Raw genomic sequence first — 18,595 nt, forward strand, 5'->3', positions numbered from 1 at the left:
TGCTGCTCTACACCCGCGCCCCTCTTTTGATTCTGGCTTGGGGGTCGGCCGGGCAGAGCGTCATCGAGCAACATAAATCCAATGACACGTGCGGGCCAGATTATGCCCGCACGCCTATGGCTTCAAGGTACGCAGGAGATAAAGTTCATACAAGTGTTTAATCCCGCAACAGCACCGGGTGCGACGCTTGGCCGCTGAGCGGGCGTTGCAGAGCACTCCATACCAGCCGCAACAATTGATACACCGCCAGAATCGATACCGCGACAAAGAACAGCAGGCTCCACTCCGGGATACTCAGGTCGAACAGCGTCCAGGAAATTTCCGCACAATCGGTACCGCCGCTAAACATTGTTTGCAGGGCACAGATCCATGGCAGACCACTGAACAAGGCCTCGGGAGCAGGCGAGCAATTGAGCAGGTGCAGCATCGGATCGCTCTGTATCAGTACCTGCCGCCAGGCCGCCGTGGTCCCACCCAGGCTGGCGCCCAGGGTCAACAGCCAGTAGAACCACAAACCGACACGTTTGGGACCGTGCACCGCCGCCAGACCACTGACTACGCACAGCAGCGTGAGGAACAGGCGCTGCACCAGACACAGGCTGCACGGCGTCAGGCCGACTGCATATTCAAGATAATAGGAAGCTCCCAGAGCAAAGGCCCCCGCAGTGAAAGCCATGAAGAACAAGGAGCGTGAGCAGGCCAACGACATGGCTTTTCCGTAACAGTAGAGACAGACGGTTACGGTAGAGGAAAGCGTGTCAGCCTTTCAAGGCGAGGCCCTGCCGACAGTTCACCAGAGGTGTAGGGAAAACCCGACAGGATCGAGAGGAATTGGTGTAGACCGCTGTAGGAATTTGCCTCAAGCGCTCAACGAAGTGGAAAATTCAGCCACAAAAGGTAAGCGAGGGAGCGAACTCCCTCGCCACTTCAGACATGGGCCGGAACCGGCAACGGCGCGGCCAGCAGGCGCTCGTCCAGCAGACCAAGGCCTTCCTGGAACAACTGATTGCTGCGCTCGGTATCGCCCAACTGGGCGAGCAGGCGCGCCAGCTCCGCACAGGCCTCGGGATTGCGCTGCACACGCAGACTGCTTTCCAGGTAATCCCGTGCCTTGCCCCACAGACTGGTTTGCAGACACAGTCGGCCGAGGGTCAACAGCAGGCTCGGATCGTTCGGATGCTCCTTCAGCCAGCCTTCGGCGGTTTGCAACTGGCGGGCCGGATCGCTGCCGCGCACCAGCCCGTAGAGACGGGCCAGATGGCTGTCGTACTTGCGTTTGAGGGCAGTGCGCAGCACCTCCTCCGCTTCGACCTGAGCGCCCAACTGCCGCAACTGTTCGGCGTACGCCAACACCAGCGGCGGCTCCTGCCGTTGCGCCGAAGTGAGCTGTTCCCAGGCGCGCGTGAGCGACTGCAAACCCACGCTGCCATCCTCTTCCCGTTGCGCAGCCAGCGAGAGGTTTTCACCCCAGGCGCGGCGCTCGAGTTCAGCCAGTTCGGCGCGCGGCAGGACTTTGTCCTTGCGCAATTCCGGCAGCAAACGAATCACCGCCGACCATTCGCCGCGCTGCTGATACAAGCGCTGCAACTGCCGCAACGTCTGCGCATTGTGTGGATGGCGATCGTGCATCGCTTGCAGCGTCACCAAGGCACCGTCGGTGTCGCCACGGTCAGTCTGCAACTGCGCATGACTCAAAGCGATGGCCAGCTCCGCCTGGGGCTGACGTTCAAGCGCGCGCTCCAGCAAACGATCGCACTCTTCGAAAAGACCTTGCTCGTTGGCTGCGCGGGCAGCACCGAGGTAGTACAGCAATGGCTGGCGCTCGGCTTCAGCCGCTCGAGACAGGTGACGCTGAGCGCTGGCCCAGCGACCTTCGGCCAGATCCAGTTGACCGTGCTCGATCGCCACCTGCACGCGCCGACTGCGGTTGCGGCGCGACCATGGGTTGACCACGCCACTGGAGGCCATGACCAATTCGACCAGTGCCTTGATCCCCCAGATCAGCAGCCACAGCACCGCGATGACCGCCAGCGTCGCCCACAGGCTGGACTCGTAGCGGAAGCTTTTGTAGGCCACCAGCACGTAACCGGAATGCTCGGCAATCGCCAGACCCAGCGCCGCTGTCGCCGCGATCACCAGAAACACGATCACATACAGGCGTTTCATGGCGTGGTCTCCTGCGCGGTGTTGGCGGCAGGCTTGGCGAAGGGTTTCACCGACTCTTCGGCGTTAACGTTGCGCCGTTCAAGGTAGGCTTGCACCGCACTCAGCGTGCCGGCCAGATCCGGCGTGGTGACCGTGACCGGTTCCTTGCTCAACTCACCGACCTGCTCGAGCATCACTTTGCTTTGCGGATTGTCCGGGTTGAAATTGCCCTTGAGCACATCGCGCGCTTCGGCCAGCGCCTGGGTATAGACCGGCGCCTGACCGTTGAGGGCTGCCCACTGCGCCTGCTCAAGCGCAAGGCTCAGGGCCAGGCGCACCTGACTCAGGCTCTGCCCGGCCAGCAGCGGCCGCACATTCTTGTCGGCATTGAAATCGATACGGATATAGCGCGAGACCTGGTCCCACCACTGCGCCCAACGACTGGCGCCGTCACCGTCAGCGGTCAGGCCCAGCAGCGATTCGCCACGATCCTTGTACTCCGGCGCAAGCTCGGTGAGGTCGATGACTTGATCACGCAGCGCGCCGAGACGCAGGAACAGACCGGTGCGATCCGGTTGCGAAGTACTGCGCAGCGCCACCAGGGTTTTCGCCACTTGCTCGCGGGCGGCGAAAGAGCCTGGATCGTTTTGCTCACGGAGAATTTCGTCAGCGCCCTGGACCAGCGCCTGAGCGCTGCTGATGTCCTGTAAAGCCGACAAACGCAGGCTGGCCAAGCGCAGCAAATGCTCGGCCTCGGCCAGACGCCAGTCCTTGCGACTGGCGCCCAGCACCGTTTCCAGACGTTGATTGAGGCGCTGTTGATCACCTTGAAGCTGGGTCACCAGACGCTGGCGCTCGGCAAGTTCGTCGGCATCCGGCAGCTGCGCGAGGCGCTCGGTCAGACGCTGTTCATTGAGCTTCAGGCTCTGCGCCTGATCGTTCAATGCCTGCACTTCACCGGACTGCTGTTGAGTGTTGGTCTGCAGGTGACGAACCTGCCAGACACCCCAGCCGCCGATCGCAACACCGGCAGCACCGAGCAACAAAGCGACGATGGCCAGTCCATTGCCTCGGCGCGGCTCTGTGGCCGGCGGTGGAGTTTCAACCTGGGGTTCAATCACAGGCTGGACGTCATCTTTTGGCAAGGCTGTTTCGCTCACGTATCCATCCTTTGCATTAGAAAACGGGTTCGGGATACTCCCGCAACGCCGTCAGCAAAGCCGCGGCGCTCGCGCCGCGGCAATCCACAACTGTTTGAGCCCCGGCGGCACGTGCCAGCTCGGCGACCCTTGGGCTTGGTACAAACAACGGCAACGGCGCGATGGCCGGCCAGGTATCACCGGCCATTCGGCGCAGGTGCTCGAAACCCTGTCCACTGCTGACCACCAGCCCGTTCAAGCGTTCCGCTTCGATCCGCCGTGGCAGCTCATCCAGGGCATAGGCTGGCAGGTCGCGTCGATACAATTCCAGATACTCGACACTAGCACCTAGCTCACGCAAGCGCTCGGCGAGCAGTTCACGCCCACCCTCCCCGCGCAAGATCAACACCTGCGCGCCGGGCTGGCTGACCGCCTCACGCAGACGCGGCAATTGCAGCAAGGCTTCGCTGTCATCGCCGGCGGCCGGGAAGTTCGCGTCCAGACCGTGATCCAGCAAAATCTGCGCAGTCGCCGCGCCGACACTGAACCACGGCATCGTCAGCGCAGATGCACCTTCGAGCAGATCCAGCGCAATACGCGCCGCCGGTTTGCTGACGACAATCACTGCACTGCAACTTGGCAACTGCGTAATCGCCTGACGAATTTTCTCAGAGACTGGCAGCGGGACAATGTCCAGAAGCGGCAAACAGCTACTGAAAACGCCCTGCCCGGCCAACGTCTGCGCCAGCGCCGCACAGTCTTCCGCGGGGCGCGTCAGCAGCAGGCGCCAACCGGTCACTCGTGACCTGCCTCGCCGTAGACCGCTTTGAGAATGTCGTCGGCACCCTGGCTGAGCAGGTCTTCGGCGACCTTCACACCCAGTGCTTCGGCATCGGCCCGTGGCGCGCGCGCTTGGGCGCTGAGCAGCTTGCCGCCACTTGGCTCACCGACCAGACCACGCAACCACAATTGCTCGCCTTCGAGCACGGCATAGCAGGCGATCGGCACTTGGCAGCCGCCATTCAAATGTTTGTTGAGGGCACGCTCGGCGGTGACGCGCGACGAGGTGTCGGCGTGATGCAGCGGTGCGAGCAAGGCGTGGATTTCGGTGTCGGCGCTGCGGCATTCGATGCCGACTGCACCTTGGCCACCGGCAGGCAGGCTGTCATCAACACTGATCGCCGAAGTGATGCGATCTTCGAAGCCGAGGCGGATCAGGCCGGCGGCGGCGAGGATGATCGCGTCGTATTCACCGGCATCGAGTTTGGCCAGGCGAGTGTTGACGTTGCCGCGCAGAAAGCGGATCTGCAGATCCGGACGACGGGTGAGCAACTGTGCCTGCCGACGCAGACTCGACGTGCCGACAATGCTGCCGGCAGGCAATGCTTCCAGGCTGGCATACGTATTGGAAACGAAGGCATCACGCGGATCTTCACGCTCGCAGATGCAGAACAGGCCGAGGCCTTCCGGGAAGTCCATCGGCACATCTTTCATCGAGTGGACGGCGATGTCTGCTTGGTTTTCCAGCAGCGCAGTTTCCAGTTCCTTGACGAACAGGCCCTTGCCACCGATTTTCGACAGTGGCGAATCGAGCAGTTTGTCGCCGCGACTGACCATGGGCACCAGCGTCACCAGCAGGCCCGGGTGGGCCGCTTCAAGACGTGCTTTGACGTATTCGGCCTGCCAGAGGGCAAGCGCACTTTTACGGGTGGCGATGCGGATTTCGCGAGAGGACATGGATCAATCCGTACTGAATAGATACGGCGGATAATAACAGCTCAGCCAAATCCACTTTGACTTGAATCAGAGTCGGCGCGGCCTCCCTGGCCCGCAGTGCCTGGTAAAAAGGAGCTGGAGCTGTCCGGAATGACCGGGTTACAGGCCCTGCATCATCTTGCGCACACCGGCCACGTGCCGACGACTGACGATCAGCGCGTCACCATTTAGACCCTTGAGAAACAGCTGGAAATGCCCCAGCGGCGTACGCTGCAGACGTTCGATGCGGTCGCGGGCGACCAGCGCGTTGCGATGGATACGCACAAAGCGCTCGCCGAATTCGTCTTCGAGGGCCTTGAGCGGCTCGTCCAGCAACACTTCACCGGCCTCGTGGCGCAGGGTCACGTACTTGTGGTCGGCGATAAAGTAGACCACCTGATCCAGCGGGATCAGTTCGATGCCTTTGCGGGTTCGGGCGCTGATATGGCTGCGCGGGCCGTTGCCGCTTTCAGCAGCAGGACGGGTCAGGGCCGAGAGTTGCGCCCGATTGGGACGTTCAGCCCGTTTCAGGGCGTCATGCAGATGTTCGGTTCGCACGGGTTTCACCACATAGCCCACGGCGCTGGCCTGCAGGGCTTCCACGGCAAATTCATCGGGGCTGGTGCAAAACACCACGGCCGGCGGCGTTTCACGTTCGCACAAACGGGCAGCGACCTGCAGGCCATCGAGACCCGGCATGCGGATATCGAGCAGCACGATATCCGGCTTGTGGCTGTCGATCAGTGCCAACGCCTCTTCGCCATTCGTGGCGCCGGGCTCCAGAACTGTATAACCCTCGAGCTCGCTCACCATTCGGCTGAGGCGCTCGCGAGCCAGTGGTTCGTCATCAACGATCAGGACATTCATATTGCGCTGGATTCCTGCGTGAGTCTCGCACAAGGATAGCGTAGACAGGTGAAGTGACGTCCGTCACCGCGATCCACGCTAAGACTAGCCCGAGCGCCAAAAAGTGCCGTACGTCGGCCAGCAATATTTGCCAGTGTCCGGGTCGTACTGCTCAAAGCCCGCTGTTTCCTGCGTTTCTCACGGGGTTTGCCGAAGGACAAAACACCCACCCCCTCTTCTTATAGTCGCCGGCCAGACCTTTGCGCGATCCAGAGCCGCGTCGACCCTTATGTCCAACTGTAGACGCTCGCCGGGCCGATATTGCTCAATCGAAAAATATCCTTGTGCAAATCCCCCGGCACCAGCGGCCACTATGGCTGACGCAATGAGAAAAAAACGTATCGACCAGTGTCAGCGACAGGATTGGCAACCCTGTTATTATCCGCGCCAGCGTTTCACGCCTTCTTTCTTCAAGCCGATACGAGCGAATTCATGAGCACTGACAAGACCAATCAGTCCTGGGGCGGCCGCTTCAGTGAACCCGTCGACGCCTTCGTCGCCCGCTTCACCGCCTCCGTCACTTTCGACCAGCGCCTGTATCGCCACGACATCATGGGCTCGATCGCCCACGCCACCATGCTGGCCAAGGTCGGCGTGCTGACCGATGCCGAGCGCGACAGCATCATCGACGGCCTGAAGACCATTCAGGGCGAAATCGAGGCCGGCCAGTTCGACTGGCGTGTCGACCTCGAAGACGTGCACATGAACATCGAAGCACGCCTGACCGACCGCATCGGCGTCACCGGTAAAAAGCTGCACACCGGGCGTAGCCGTAACGACCAGGTCGCCACCGACATCCGCCTGTGGCTGCGTGACGAAATCGACCTGATCCTCGCCGAGATCACCCGCCTGCAGAAAGGCCTGCTGGAGCAAGCCGAGCGCGAAGCCGCGAGCATCATGCCGGGCTTCACCCACCTGCAGACCGCGCAGCCAGTGACCTTCGGGCACCACATGCTGGCCTGGTTCGAAATGCTCAGCCGCGACTACGAGCGTCTGGTCGACTGCCGCAAGCGCACCAACCGCATGCCGCTGGGCAGCGCCGCGCTGGCCGGCACCACCTACCCGATCGACCGCGAATACACCGCGCAATTGCTGGGTTTCGACGCCGTCGGCGGCAACTCGCTGGATAACGTTTCCGATCGCGACTTCGCCATCGAATTCTGCTCGGCCGCGAGCATCGCGATGATGCACTTGTCGCGCTTCTCCGAAGAGCTGGTGCTGTGGACCAGCGCGCAGTTCCAGTTCATTGATCTGCCGGACCGCTTCTGCACCGGCAGTTCGATCATGCCGCAAAAGAAAAACCCTGACGTACCGGAGCTGGTACGTGGCAAGACCGGCCGTGTGTTCGGTGCACTGATGGGTCTGCTGACCCTGATGAAAGGCCAGCCGCTGGCCTACAACAAGGACAACCAGGAAGACAAAGAGCCGCTGTTCGACGCCGCCGACACCCTGCGTGATTCGCTGCGTGCCTTTGCCGACATGATCCCGGCGATCAAGCCCAAGCACGCGATCATGCGTGAAGCGGCGCTGCGCGGTTTCTCCACCGCGACCGACCTGGCAGATTATCTGGTGCGCCGTGGTCTGCCGTTCCGTGATTGCCACGAAATCGTCGGTCACGCGGTGAAGTACGGCGTCGACACTGGCAAGGATCTGGCCGAGATGAGCCTGGAAGAACTGCGTCAGTTCAGCGATCAGATCGAGCAGGACGTGTTTGCCGTGCTGACCCTGGAAGGCTCGGTGAATGCTCGTGACCATATCGGCGGCACTGCCCCGGCGCAGGTCAAGGCAGCGGTGGTGCGCGGTCAGGCGCTGATCGCTAGCCGCTAAAAGCCAAAAGCTTCGCGAGCAGGCTCGCTCCCACAGGGGATTTTTGTCGGCCACAAATTTTGTGTTCAACAAAAATCCAAATGTGGGAGCGAGCCTGCTCGCGAAGGCTTCCTTCAGAGCGCTATAAAACTCATTTCTTGGCAGCGATCATCGCCAAAAACGCCGGCATCGCAGCTTCCTTGTCTGCCGCGATCTTCTGCACATGCGGATTCTGCTCCAACCGCTCCAGCAGCGCCTTCGCCTGTGGCATCTCCGCCAGCAGATCAATCCCGAACAGCTTCTGCCCGACCGCACAGGCCAGCGGCACGCTGTAGAGGAAATACAAATCGGCAATGCTCAGACTGGCGCCCGCCACGTACGGAGAAAATTTTCCGTGTCGTCCCAGCGCGGCGAAACCCAGCTGCAATTCAGTCTTGGTCTTTTCCTTGATCGCCTCCGGCAGGGTCATGCCGAAGAACGCCTCGCCGTAACAAGCGCGCCCCGGCAACTCGATGTACAGCTCGATTTCCTTGGCAATCGCCAGTACCTGCGCGCGCTGGAACGGATCGCTCGGCAGCAGTGGTGTGCCTTTCTGGGTCTGTTCGAGGTATTCGAGGATGATTGCGGTTTCGTTGATAAAACCAGCGTCTACACCCAGCACCGGCACTTTGCCGCGCGGGCTGATGGCCAGAGACTCCGGTGTCTGCGTCGGGTAGAACGTGACCTCTTCGAACGGCAGGCCTTTTTCCAGCAGTGCCAGTTTGACCATGTTGTAGTAGTTGCTGACTGAGAATCCGTAGAGCTTGAACATCACATAGCCTCCAGGCCGTGCGGGGTGGGCAGTGCCTGTTTATAGATCGCTCAAGCCTTTCCCGCCAGCAGCATCACACCGCTGAATGCGGGTAAACTGGCGCCTTTCCATGAAGGAGCCTGCCATGAGCGAGCCGACAGACATCGAGATTGAAGACGAAGAAGAGTTCACCGAGGCTACCTTGATCGAAGCCATCGAGAACCAGATTGAAAACGACAACCCGCCAGCGGCCAAAGCGACCTTCAACAAGCTGACCCTAGTGGGTGTCGAGCGCGAAGAAATCCTCAATCTGATGGCTCACGTGCTGGCTTACGAAATCGACGCGATGCTCGATGAAGACCGTGCATTCAATACCGAATGGTACGAAGCGGCGCTGCGCGCTTTGCCAGAGTTGCCACCCGAAAAGCAGTAAGCCCCGATCCTGTAGGAGTGAGCCTGCTCGCGATAGCGTTCTGTCAGTGAAAAAGATGCTGACAGGCACCCCGCTATCGCGAGCAGGCTCACTCCTACAATGTTTGTAACGTATCCATCCAGCCAACTCCCGCCTCCCGACTACACTGCAATCCGCCTCAAGACAAAATCCCTGATCTGAGCACTGGACATGCCGCAAAAGCGGGTTCACCTTAGGGACGCTGTCGTCCAATTCCTAGAAAGTCTGGAGTCCTTATGTCGCTTACCCCTGAGTTGGTTGCCGAACTGGAAGTCCTCGCACTCTTCAACCTGGACAGTTCCCAGGAAGGTCTGAAAATTCATCAGACCGCTGCCCCGAAACACATTGCTGCCGCCAAACGCCTCTTTGAAAAAGAACTGACCGACCAGCCCGATGGCGGGTATCTGACCAGCCTCGGTCGCGACGCCGCACAAAATGTGCAAACCGTGCTGACCATTCTGAGAGAGCAAGAAACCGCCTGATTCCCCCTGACTTTGCCCACGGGAACTCCTGCCACGGGATTTCCGCGGGCCTGCCCGGTCATCCGCGATAGAAATCTGACGTCAAAAAACAAATTCAGCTTAAAAGTCCCGCTGCGCAAAGGCTAAACTGCCTCCCATTCCGAGACCCTCTTCGTCCGAGCTTGCGAGCCGGTTTGAGCTGACATGACGCGCACCCACGAAATCCGCCCTGACCTGGACGAAGGCATCGACCGCAAGGTACTCAGCCAGCTACGCGCGCGCTTTCTCAAACTCAATGAAGGCCGCCTCGGCCGCGCCCTTGAAGGGCTGTCGACACGCCAGCAAAGTGTGTTGACGCTATTGCCGCTGTTCTTTCATGTTAATCACCCGCTGCTGCCGGGATACGTATCGGGCAGCACGCCGGCCGGCCTGTCGAATTACGAGCCCGACGCCAACGTGCTGACCGACGCACAGCGTCTGACTCGTTCGTTTTCGTACAAACCGCGTCACGGCAGCAATCCGCCGCGACCGATTCACGGCCTGTTCCTGATGGGCAGCCTTGGCACGCTGGCACAGGCCGATCAGAGTGACATGGACGTGTGGGTCTGCCACGCGCCGGACTTGAACGAAAGCGAGCTCGCCGAACTGCGCAAAAAATGCCAGCTGCTGGAAGCCTGGGCCGCGAGTCAGGGCGCCGAAGCGCATTTTTTCCTGATCGACCCGGAGCGCTTCGTCAAAGGCGAACGCGACACCCAGCTCAGCTCGGAAAACTGCGGCAGCACTCAGCACTATCTGCTGCTGGACGAGTTTTACCGCACCGCGATCTGGCTGGCCGGGCGCACACCCATTTGGTGGCTGGTGCCGGTTTACGAAGAAACCGCGTACAACCTTTACACCCACACCCTGCTGTCCAAGCGTTTTATCCGGGCCGACGAGACCCTCGACCTCGGTCATCTGGCGCGGATTCCGCCGGGCGAATTCATCGGTGCCGGATTGTGGCAGTTGTTCAAGGGCATCGAGTCACCCTACAAATCGGTGCTCAAGCTGCTGCTGACCGAGGTCTACGCCAGCGAACACCCGCAAGTGCAATGTCTGAGCCTGCGCTTCAAAAAAGCCGTGTTCGCCAACCAGCTGGATCTGGATGAACTGGACCCGTACATGGTCGTGTACCGGCGTATCGAGGAATACCTCACCGCGCGCAACGAGCCGGAGCGGCTGGAACTGGTGCGCCGCGCGCTGTACCTGAAGGTCAACCGCAAGCTCACTGGCAACAGCCGCACCCAGAGCTGGCAACGCACGTTGCTGGAACGACTGGCCAGCGAATGGCATTGGGATCAGCGACAACTGACGCTGCTCGACAGCCGCAGCCAGTGGAAAGTCCGCCAGGTCAGCGCCGAACGCCGCGCGCTGGTCAATGAGCTGAACTACAGCTATCGCTTCCTGACCCAGTTCGCCCGCACAGAACAAACCGTCAGCCTGATCAATAAACGCGATCTCAATGTGCTGGGGCGCCGGCTCTACGCGGCCTTCGAACGCAAGGCCGACAAGGTCGAATTCATCAACCCCGGCATCGCCCCGGATCTGGCCGAAGACACCCTGACCCTGGTGCAATCACGCAATAAAAAGGAACCGGGACAAACCCAGTGGGGCCTGTATAACGGCAGCCTCACGGCACTTGAGTGGGAACATTTTGCGCCAATCAAGCGCAGCCGCGAGTTACTGGAGCTGTTGACCTGGTGCCACCGCAACGGCGTGATCGACAGCAGCACCCGCCTGGCCCTGCATCCCGGTACCAGCGACCTGAGCGAGTTCGAGCTGTTCAACCTGCTCGGCAGCCTGCAACAGTGCATCGCCCTGCCCTTGCCCACCGTCGCGGAAGAACCGTTGCTGCGTGCAGCGGTGCCAAGCGAAGTGCTGATTCTGGTCAACGTCGGCGTCGACCCGCTCAAGCATCACCGCGACCTGAATATCCTGATGACCACCGAGCGCACCGACTCGCTGAGTTACGCCGGGGTGCGCGAAAACCTCGTGCTGACCCTGGATCAGGTCACGCTCAATAGCTGGAACGAAGTACTGGTCAACCGCTTCGACGGCCCGCATGCCCTGCTCGACTGCCTACGCGATTACCTCAACAACCTGCCGCGCGGGCCGTTGCAGCCGTCATTGAAGGTGCGCTGCTTCTGCCACAACCGCGCGCAGTTCATTGCCCGTCGCGTTGAAGAAATCATCGACACCGCGCAGAACCTGTTGCTCAGCGAGTTGAACCATCGCTACCTGATTCAGGTGCAGCAGCATTATCACGTGCTGGAATTGGTGCCGGGTCAGGTCAACCATGTGGCGCTTGCCACCCTGCCGGCCCTGCTCGACTACCTTGGCGAAGAACAGCCGCGCTACAGTCCGCTGCACCTGGATCCCATGGCACTGGAAGATAACGACCTTGCGCTGATCCTGCCGATGGGTCAGCCGGAGTGCATTCAAGTGTTCTATCGGATCACCGAGCAGCAGGCCGAGCTGTACGTGCTGGATGAGTTCAACGCGCTGTGGCAGCAACATGTGCCTTATCACGACGAGCAGAGTCTGCTGGTGCCGTTGCAACGCTTCCTGCAATCTATTCTGTTCCGCCGCGAAGCCGTGCTGCCGATGGACGCCGGTCCCGACGGCCGTCTCGAAACTTTGTATTACCAGTTATTGCCTTCAGGTCCGGGACGTGCGCGCCGGGTCGAAGCGCGGTCGGCACCACAGACGCCAGTGAACAAGCCGTTCTACGACGTACAGGCGATCGTCGGCAAAGCCGCACCGGGCGAAGTGCAGGTCACGCTGTATTGCAATCAACGGGAATTCAGCGAACTGGAACATGGCGACCAGCTGTTCAGCGTGGTCGCCCGGGAGATCGTCGAGCAGCGCCGCGAGAGCGAACGCTATCGCTGCTACATCACCGACCTCGACCTTTCCGGCCTGCTCGGTGACGGGCAGAGTTCAAGCAATCTGTATCTGCGCTACAAGGCTGACCTGGAGCGCGCTCTGAACGAGGCACTCGAACAGGTCTGAGGCGGGCTTACTCGCGGAATTCACCGCCGTTGGCCGGCTGCGATTCGACTTCAAGCAAGGTCAGTTTGAGGGTCTTGCCACCCGGAGCCGGCCAGTCGATGTGCTGACCGACCTTGAGGCCCAGCAGTGCGCTGCCGACTGGCGCCAGAATCGAGATCTTGCCTTCATCGGCGTTGGCGTCCTTCGGATAGACCAGCGTCAGGTGGTAATCCTTGCCACTGCCTTCTTCGCGGCAATGCACACGGGAATTCATCGTCACGACATCGGCGGGCACTTCATCGTGACCGACCACGGTGTCGGCGCGGTCCAGTTCGGTTTGCAGCGCGATGACGCCCGGCAGCGTGTCATCCAGGCTGTCGATCAGGCGCTCCAGACGTTGCACGTCCAGACGGGTAAGGGTGATGGAAGGTGCGGTCATGATCCGGGCAGACTCCTTTCTTCTGCACACAAAAAAAGCAAAACCCCGCCAAAAAAGACGGGGTTTTCACCAGGCCTCGATGGGTTGAGGCGTGTTCGGACACTATCACAGCTCAAAAAATATACAAGTCACGCCCCGCCGCACTGTTTGCGCTGCGACGCCTGCGCGCAAATCACACGTCGCCGGTCATCATCTGCCGAGCGCCATTCGCGAATGTCTTCGACATGGCGGAAGCAGCCGAGGCAGACCTTCTGCTCATCCAATCGGCACACACCGCTGCACGGCGAGGGCACGGCCGGGCTGATGTTGCTGTACAGCGGCTTCGGTGGACGAACGGGAGCGGTGTCAGTCACGGAATCACAGACCTTCGAAGTCGAATTCAGCGCCAGCCTGCTGCTTGACGATGCGCTCGAGCATTTCGCCCAGTTGCTCTTCGCTCTTGTCGCACATCCAGCGCTCGCTTTCTTCGTCGTAGTCGAAGTGGAAACCACCGGACACCGCCGCCAGCCACAGCTGACGCAGCGGCTCCTGGCGGCTGAAGATCAGCTGCGAGCCGTTTTCGAACTTGACGGTCAGCACACCGGCCGAACTTTCCAGATCGATGTCCAGGTCGCTCTCTTCAAAGATGTCTTCCAGTTTTTCCTGGGTTTCATCGACCAGATCGTGGAAACGGGCTTCGGACAAACTCATTGCGGCAACCTCAAAAAATGTCTGATCAGGCACAAGCGCCGAAAGATACGGACGCTGCTGGCCGATTGCAAAGATTAACGACCAAGCACCGGTCAGGGCATCGAACACCCAACCCTGTGGGAGCGAGCCTGCTCGCGAATGGCCGGCACATTCAACATTATTGTTGCCTGACACACCGCCATCGCGAGCAGGCTCGCTCCCTCAGGGTTACCAGTGCTCACGGACAAGCCCCGCCGGACGGGAACCCCCTCGCATAGGCAAGCTGCCGGGTGGCCGGTATACTCCGGCGCAATTAACGCATTTTTCAAGGATTTCGCCATGAAGCGCCTGATCTCTTCCCTTGCTGCGCTCGTCGCGGTTGCCTGCCTCGTTTCGGCCTGTGGTCAAAAAGGCCCGCTGTACCTGCCGGATGACGATCAGGACCCGGCCGAGCAAGCCCAGTCTTCGCAGAAGCAGCCGTCCAAAGCACACAAGCACGACGTTTACCAATAAGGGATCGCCATGGACGCTTTTAACTACCGTGGCGGGGAGCTGTTCGCGGAAGGTGTGGCGCTGTCCGCCATCGCCGATCGCTTCGGCACGCCCACCTACGTCTACTCCCGCGCGCACATCGAAGCCCAGTATCTGGCCTATGCCGATGCGTTGGCCGGCATGCCGCACCTGGTGTGCTTTGCGGTCAAAGCCAACTCCAACCTCGGCGTGCTGAATGTCCTGGCCCGTCTCGGTGCCGGTTTCGACATCGTTTCCCGTGGTGAGCTGGAGCGAGTGCTGGCCGCTGGCGGCAGCCCTGACAAGATCGTCTTCTCCGGTGTCGGCAAGACCCGTGACGACATGCGTCGCGCCCTCGAAGTCGGCGTGCACTGCTTCAACGTCGAATCCACCGACGAGCTGGAGCGCCTGCAAGTGGTCGCCGCCGAGCTGGGCGTTCGCGCCCCGGTATCGCTGCGGGTGAACCCGGACGTCGATGCCGGCACCCACCCTTACATTTCTACCGGTCTCAAAGAGAACAAGTTCGGCATCGCCATCGCCGACGCCGAAGACGTGTACGTGCGCGCCGCGCATCTGCCGAACCTGGAAGTGGTCGGTGTCGACTGCCACATCGGCTCGCAACTGACCACCCTGCCACCGTTCCTTGATGCGCTCGATCGCTTGCTGGATCTGGTCGATCGTCTCGGCGACTGCGGCATTCACCTGCGCCACATCGATCTCGGTGGTGGTTTGGGCGTGCGCTATCGCGATGAAGAGCCTCCATTGGCTGCCGACTACATCAAGGCTGTGCGCGAGCGCTTGAACGGACGTGACCTGGCGCTGGTGTTCGAGCCGGGCCGTTTCATCGTCGCCAATGCCGGCGTGCTGCTGACGCAGGTCGAGTACCTCAAGCACACCGAACATAAAGACTTCGCCATCGTCGACGCGGCGATGAACGACCTGATCCGCCCGGCGCTGTATCAGGCGTGGATGGACGTCACTGCGGTCAAACCGCGTGACACCGCTGCGCGCAAATACGACATCGTCGGCCCGATCTGCGAAACCGGTGACTTCCTCGCCAAGGACCGTGAATTGGCCCTGGCCGAAGGCGATCTGCTGGCCGTGCATTCGGCCGGTGCCTACGGTTTTGTGATGAGTTCCAACTACAACACCCGCGGCCGTGCTGCCGAAGTGTTGGTAGACGGTGATCAGGTTTTTGAAGTGCGCCGCCGCGAAACCGTGGCCGAGCTGTTTGCCGGCGAAAGCCTGCTGCCGGAGTAACCCATGCTGCTGCGTTTTACCAAAATGCACGGCTTGGGTAATGACTTCATGGTTCTCGACCTGGTCAGCCAGCACGCGCATATTCAGCCAAAGCACGCCAAGCAGTGGGGCGACCGCCACACCGGCATCGGTTTCGACCAGTTGCTGATCGTTGAGGCACCGAGCAATCCGGACGTGGATTTCCGTTACCGGATCTTCAATTCCGATGGCTCGGAAGTCGAGCAGTGCGGCAACGGTGCGCGCTGCTTTGCACGCTTCGTGCTCGACAAGCGTCTGACCGCCAAACGGCAGATTCGCGTCGAGACCAAGGGCGGCATCATCGAACTGGACGTGCGTAACGACGGCCAGATCGGCGTGAACATGGGCGCCCCGCGTCTGGTGCCAGCGGACATTCCGTTCGAAGCGCCGGCGCAGGCCAGCAGCTATCAACTGGAAGTCGACGGCACCACGGTCGAATTGGCCGCCGTGTCGATGGGCAACCCGCACGCCGTGTTGCGCGTGCAGGACATCAACAATGCACCGGTGCATGAACTGGGGCCGAAAATCGAACACCACCCGCGCTTCCCGGCGCGGGTCAATGTCGGCTTTCTCCAGGTCATCGACCGCAACCGCGCGCAACTGCGCGTGTGGGAACGTGGCGCCGGGGAAACCCAGGCCTGCGGCACCGGCGCGTGTGCAGCGGCTGTCGCTGCGATCAGCCAGGGGTGGATGGATTCGCCGCTATTGATCGACCTGCCCGGCGGGCGCCTGTCCATTGAATGGGCTGGCCCTGGCCAACCGGTTCTGATGACCGGTCCGGCAGTGCGTGTATACGAAGGACAAGTACGTCTTTGAGTGAGCAGAAACCATGACCGATAAGCCTCAGGTACCCGCCCGACAGTCCGACGAATCAGCGTCCGAGAGCCTGGAGGCGGCAGCGGTTGCCGCATACCTGGAGGCGCATCCGGACTTCTTCGTCGAGCACGAAGAACTGCTGCCCGCCCTGCGCATTCCTCACCAGCGTGGCGATACCGTTTCGCTGGTCGAGCGGCAGATGACCATTCTGCGCGACCGCAACATCGAGATGCGCCATCGCCTCTCGCAATTGATGGACGTCGCCCGCGACAACGATCGACTGTTCGACAAGACCCGCCGTCTCATACTGTCCCTGATGGACGCCGCTAGCCTCGAAGACGTGGTGATCAGCGTCGAAGACAGCCTGCGCCAGGATTTTCAGGTGCCCTTTGTCAGCCTGATTCTGCTCGGTGACAACCCGGCACCGGTCGGTCGCTGGGTCACTCACGCCGACGCACAAGTCGCCATCGGTGGCTTGCTCACCGAAGGCAAAAGCGTCAGCGGCAGCCTGCGTGAGCATGAGCTGGATTTTCTTTTCGGCGAAGAACAGCGCAAACAGATCGGCTCCACCGCCGTGGTTGCGGTCAGTCATCAAGGCATCCACGGCATTCTGGCGATCGCCAGCCGTGATCCGCAGCACTACAAGAGTTCGGTCGGTACGCTGTTCCTCAGCTATATCGCCGAAGTCATGGGCCGTGTGCTGCCACGGGTCAATAGCTCCCTGCGCTCGGTACGCTGAGCATGGAACGGCAACTGGACGCTTACTGCGAACACCTGCGCAGTGAGCGACAGGTGTCGCCGCACACGCTCTCGGCCTATCGCCGCGACCTCGATAAAGTCCTTGGCTGGTGCGTCAAACAGAACATCGGCAGCTGGGCGGCGCTAGACATTCAGCGCCTGCGAAGCCTGATCGCCCGTCTGCATGCGCAGGGCCAATCCTCGCGCAGTCTCGCGCGGCTGCTCTCGGCAGTACGCGGGCTCTATCACTATCTGAATCGCGAAGGTCTTTGCGACCACGATCCGGCGACCGGTCTGGCGCCGCCGAAGGGCGAACGTCGCCTGCCGAAAACCCTCGATACTGATCGCGCACTGCAACTGCTTGAAGGGGCGGTCGAGGATGATTTTCTTGCGCGGCGCGATCAGGCGATTCTTGAGTTGTTCTATTCTTCCGGCCTGCGCCTTTCCGAACTGACCGGACTCAATCTCGATCAACTCGACCTCGCCGATGGCATGGTTCAAGTCCTCGGCAAGGGCAGTAAGACCCGGCTGCTGCCGGTGGGCAAAAAGGCCCGCGAAGCCCTCGAACAATGGCTGCCTCTGCGGGCCATGACCAACCCCGCAGACGACGCCGTGTTCGTCAGCCAGCAAGGTCGGCGCCTCGGTCCACGGGCGATTCAGGTGCGAGTGAAACTGGCCGGCGAACGCGAACTGGGGCAGAACTTGCACCCGCACATGCTGCGCCACTCCTTCGCCAGCCACCTGCTCGAATCCTCGCAGGATCTGCGCGCGGTGCAGGAATTGCTCGGCCACTCGGACATCAAGACCACGCAGATCTACACCCACCTGGACTTCCAGCACCTGGCGGCGGTCTACGACAGTGCCCACCCACGGGCTAAACGCATGAAAGGCGATGATTCATGAGCATCCAGTTGATCACCTTCGACCTCGACGACACCTTGTGGGACACCGCTCCGGTGATCGTCAGCGCCGAAGCGATATTGCGCGAATGGCTGAGCGAACATGCGCCGAATCTGGGTGCGGTGCCGGTGGAGCATTTGTGGGGGATTCGTGAGCGGGTGCTGGCCAATGAGCCGGGGCTGAAACATCGCATCAGCGCGCTGCGCCGGCGGGTGTTGTTCCATGCACTGGAAGAAGCCGGGTACGCCCATGACGAGGCGTCGGCGCTGGCGGACAAGAGTTTTGAAGTGTTTCTGCATGCTCGGCATCAGATCGAAGTGTTCCCTGAAGTCGAACCAGTACTGGAGATTCTCGCCAATCACTATGCGCTTGGCGTGGTCACCAATGGCAATGCTGATGTGCGTCGATTGGGCCTGGCGGACTACTTCAAGTTTGCGTTGTGCGCGGAAGATATCGGCATCGCCAAACCGGATGCTCGGTTGTTTCATGAAGCTTTGCAGCGCGGTGGTGCTACAGCCGAAACAGCCGTGCATATTGGCGATCACCCGGGCGATGACATCGCTGGAGCACAACAGGCGGGGTTGCGGGCAATCTGGTTTAACCCGGCGGGGAAGGTCTGGGAAGCGGATCGTCTGCCGGATGCCGAGATTCGCAGCCTGAGTGATTTGCCAGCCGTACTCGCACGCTGGAATGCCACCTCGAAATAATCCACAAACCCTGTGGGAGCGAGCTTGCTCGCGAAAGCGTCAGGTCAGTCACTGCAAT

Annotated in this window: 20 protein-coding genes and 1 pseudogene; 10 read left to right on the forward strand and 11 right to left on the reverse strand. The window is 60.9% G+C overall.

Annotated features, from left to right (window positions below):
- Positions 1–157: 157 nt before the first annotated feature.
- The 7 genes and pseudogenes from AB4O01_RS19185 to AB4O01_RS19215 form a co-directional block, all read right to left on the reverse strand.
- Entirely contained in the window at positions 158–709 is a 552-nt protein-coding gene (locus AB4O01_RS19185; protein WP_093429726.1) for a disulfide bond formation protein B, read from the reverse strand.
- A gap of 218 nt (positions 710–927) precedes the next feature.
- Positions 928–2,166, reverse strand: coding sequence for a heme biosynthesis HemY N-terminal domain-containing protein (locus tag AB4O01_RS19190; RefSeq protein ID WP_460089240.1), 1,239 nt, complete (start codon positions 2,164–2,166; stop codon positions 928–930).
- The gene (locus AB4O01_RS19195; protein ID WP_320336161.1) at positions 2,163–3,305 is read right to left on the reverse strand and encodes a uroporphyrinogen-III C-methyltransferase; all 1,143 of its coding nucleotides are present in this window, start codon (positions 3,303–3,305) and stop codon (positions 2,163–2,165) included. The genes AB4O01_RS19190 and AB4O01_RS19195 overlap by 4 nt, the downstream gene beginning before the upstream one ends.
- A gap of 16 nt (positions 3,306–3,321) precedes the next feature.
- On the reverse strand, positions 3,322–4,083 hold the full coding sequence (locus AB4O01_RS19200) for a uroporphyrinogen-III synthase (RefSeq protein WP_460089242.1): 762 nt from the start codon (positions 4,081–4,083) through the stop codon (positions 3,322–3,324).
- Positions 4,080–5,021, reverse strand: coding sequence for a hydroxymethylbilane synthase (hemC, locus tag AB4O01_RS19205; protein ID WP_093429722.1), 942 nt, complete (start codon positions 5,019–5,021; stop codon positions 4,080–4,082). Before hemC ends, AB4O01_RS19200 begins: the two co-directional genes overlap by 4 nt.
- 138 nt (positions 5,022–5,159) lie before the next feature.
- Positions 5,160–5,906, reverse strand: a complete 747-nt coding sequence (locus AB4O01_RS19210) for a LytR/AlgR family response regulator transcription factor (protein ID WP_093429721.1) — start codon at positions 5,904–5,906, stop codon at positions 5,160–5,162.
- Positions 5,903–6,043 (reverse strand): annotated as a pseudogene (locus AB4O01_RS19215) (sensor histidine kinase); the annotation flags it as partial. The pseudogene AB4O01_RS19215 and the gene AB4O01_RS19210, both read right to left, overlap by 4 nt.
- Before the next feature lie 334 nt (positions 6,044–6,377).
- Here AB4O01_RS19215 and argH point away from each other — a divergent pair.
- A complete protein-coding gene (argH, locus tag AB4O01_RS19220; protein ID WP_095049356.1) occupies positions 6,378–7,772 on the forward strand; it encodes an argininosuccinate lyase in 1,395 nt (464 codons plus the stop codon).
- 130 nt (positions 7,773–7,902) lie between these two features.
- Here argH and AB4O01_RS19225 read toward each other — a convergent pair whose 3' ends face one another.
- On the reverse strand, positions 7,903–8,562 hold the full coding sequence (locus AB4O01_RS19225) for a glutathione S-transferase family protein (RefSeq protein ID WP_186620130.1): 660 nt from the start codon (positions 8,560–8,562) through the stop codon (positions 7,903–7,905).
- 124 nt (positions 8,563–8,686) lie between these two features.
- Between AB4O01_RS19225 and AB4O01_RS19230 the strand changes: the two genes are divergently transcribed.
- The 3 genes from AB4O01_RS19230 to AB4O01_RS19240 all read left to right on the forward strand — a co-directional run bounded on the left by AB4O01_RS19230 (position 8,687) and on the right by AB4O01_RS19240 (position 12,501).
- Entirely contained in the window at positions 8,687–8,974 is a 288-nt protein-coding gene (locus AB4O01_RS19230; protein WP_460089244.1) for a hypothetical protein, read from the forward strand.
- Positions 8,975–9,228: 254 nt separating this feature from the next.
- On the forward strand, positions 9,229–9,474 hold the full coding sequence (locus tag AB4O01_RS19235) for a TIGR02647 family protein (protein WP_003229392.1): 246 nt from the start codon (positions 9,229–9,231) through the stop codon (positions 9,472–9,474).
- A gap of 183 nt (positions 9,475–9,657) precedes the next feature.
- Positions 9,658–12,501, forward strand: coding sequence for a class I adenylate cyclase (locus tag AB4O01_RS19240; protein ID WP_460089245.1), 2,844 nt, complete (start codon positions 9,658–9,660; stop codon positions 12,499–12,501).
- A gap of 7 nt (positions 12,502–12,508) precedes the next feature.
- Here the strand turns inward: AB4O01_RS19240 and rnk are convergent, their stop codons facing one another.
- The 3 genes from rnk to cyaY all read right to left on the reverse strand — a co-directional run bounded on the left by rnk (position 12,509) and on the right by cyaY (position 13,609).
- On the reverse strand, positions 12,509–12,919 hold the full coding sequence (gene rnk, locus AB4O01_RS19245) for a nucleoside diphosphate kinase regulator (protein WP_027610444.1): 411 nt from the start codon (positions 12,917–12,919) through the stop codon (positions 12,509–12,511).
- A 128-nt stretch (positions 12,920–13,047) separates the two neighbouring features.
- A complete protein-coding gene (locus AB4O01_RS19250; protein ID WP_093429716.1) occupies positions 13,048–13,272 on the reverse strand; it encodes a DUF1289 domain-containing protein in 225 nt (74 codons plus the stop codon).
- A gap of 4 nt (positions 13,273–13,276) precedes the next feature.
- Positions 13,277–13,609 carry an iron donor protein CyaY gene (cyaY, locus tag AB4O01_RS19255; RefSeq protein ID WP_460089247.1) on the reverse strand — a complete coding sequence of 111 codons (333 nt, stop codon included), beginning with the start codon at positions 13,607–13,609 and terminating at the stop codon, positions 13,277–13,279.
- Between the two features lie 318 nt (positions 13,610–13,927).
- Between cyaY and lptM the strand changes: the two genes are divergently transcribed.
- Genes lptM through AB4O01_RS19285 form a run of 6 tightly spaced genes read left to right on the forward strand, consistent with a single transcriptional unit; the run spans position 13,928 to position 18,537 of the window.
- Positions 13,928–14,101, forward strand: coding sequence for an LPS translocon maturation chaperone LptM (gene lptM, locus AB4O01_RS19260; protein ID WP_007911098.1), 174 nt, complete (start codon positions 13,928–13,930; stop codon positions 14,099–14,101).
- A gap of 9 nt (positions 14,102–14,110) precedes the next feature.
- Positions 14,111–15,358: a diaminopimelate decarboxylase gene (gene lysA, locus AB4O01_RS19265; RefSeq protein WP_077575015.1), complete on the forward strand. Its 1,248-nt coding sequence runs from the start codon at positions 14,111–14,113 to the stop codon at positions 15,356–15,358.
- 3 nt (positions 15,359–15,361) lie between these two features.
- Positions 15,362–16,192 (forward strand): diaminopimelate epimerase, encoded by an 831-nt coding sequence (dapF, locus tag AB4O01_RS19270; RefSeq protein WP_257356594.1) that lies wholly within the window; start codon positions 15,362–15,364, stop codon positions 16,190–16,192.
- Positions 16,193–16,205: 13 nt separating this feature from the next.
- The gene (locus AB4O01_RS19275; RefSeq protein ID WP_064116398.1) at positions 16,206–16,931 is read left to right on the forward strand and encodes a DUF484 family protein; all 726 of its coding nucleotides are present in this window, start codon (positions 16,206–16,208) and stop codon (positions 16,929–16,931) included.
- A gap of 2 nt (positions 16,932–16,933) precedes the next feature.
- Positions 16,934–17,833, forward strand: coding sequence for a tyrosine recombinase XerC (gene xerC / locus AB4O01_RS19280; protein WP_007950060.1), 900 nt, complete (start codon positions 16,934–16,936; stop codon positions 17,831–17,833).
- The gene (locus AB4O01_RS19285; protein ID WP_460089249.1) at positions 17,830–18,537 is read left to right on the forward strand and encodes an HAD family hydrolase; all 708 of its coding nucleotides are present in this window, start codon (positions 17,830–17,832) and stop codon (positions 18,535–18,537) included. Before xerC ends, AB4O01_RS19285 begins: the two co-directional genes overlap by 4 nt.
- Positions 18,538–18,595: the final 58 nt, after the last annotated feature.

This window comes from Pseudomonas sp. S2_E02, from assembly GCF_054668355.1.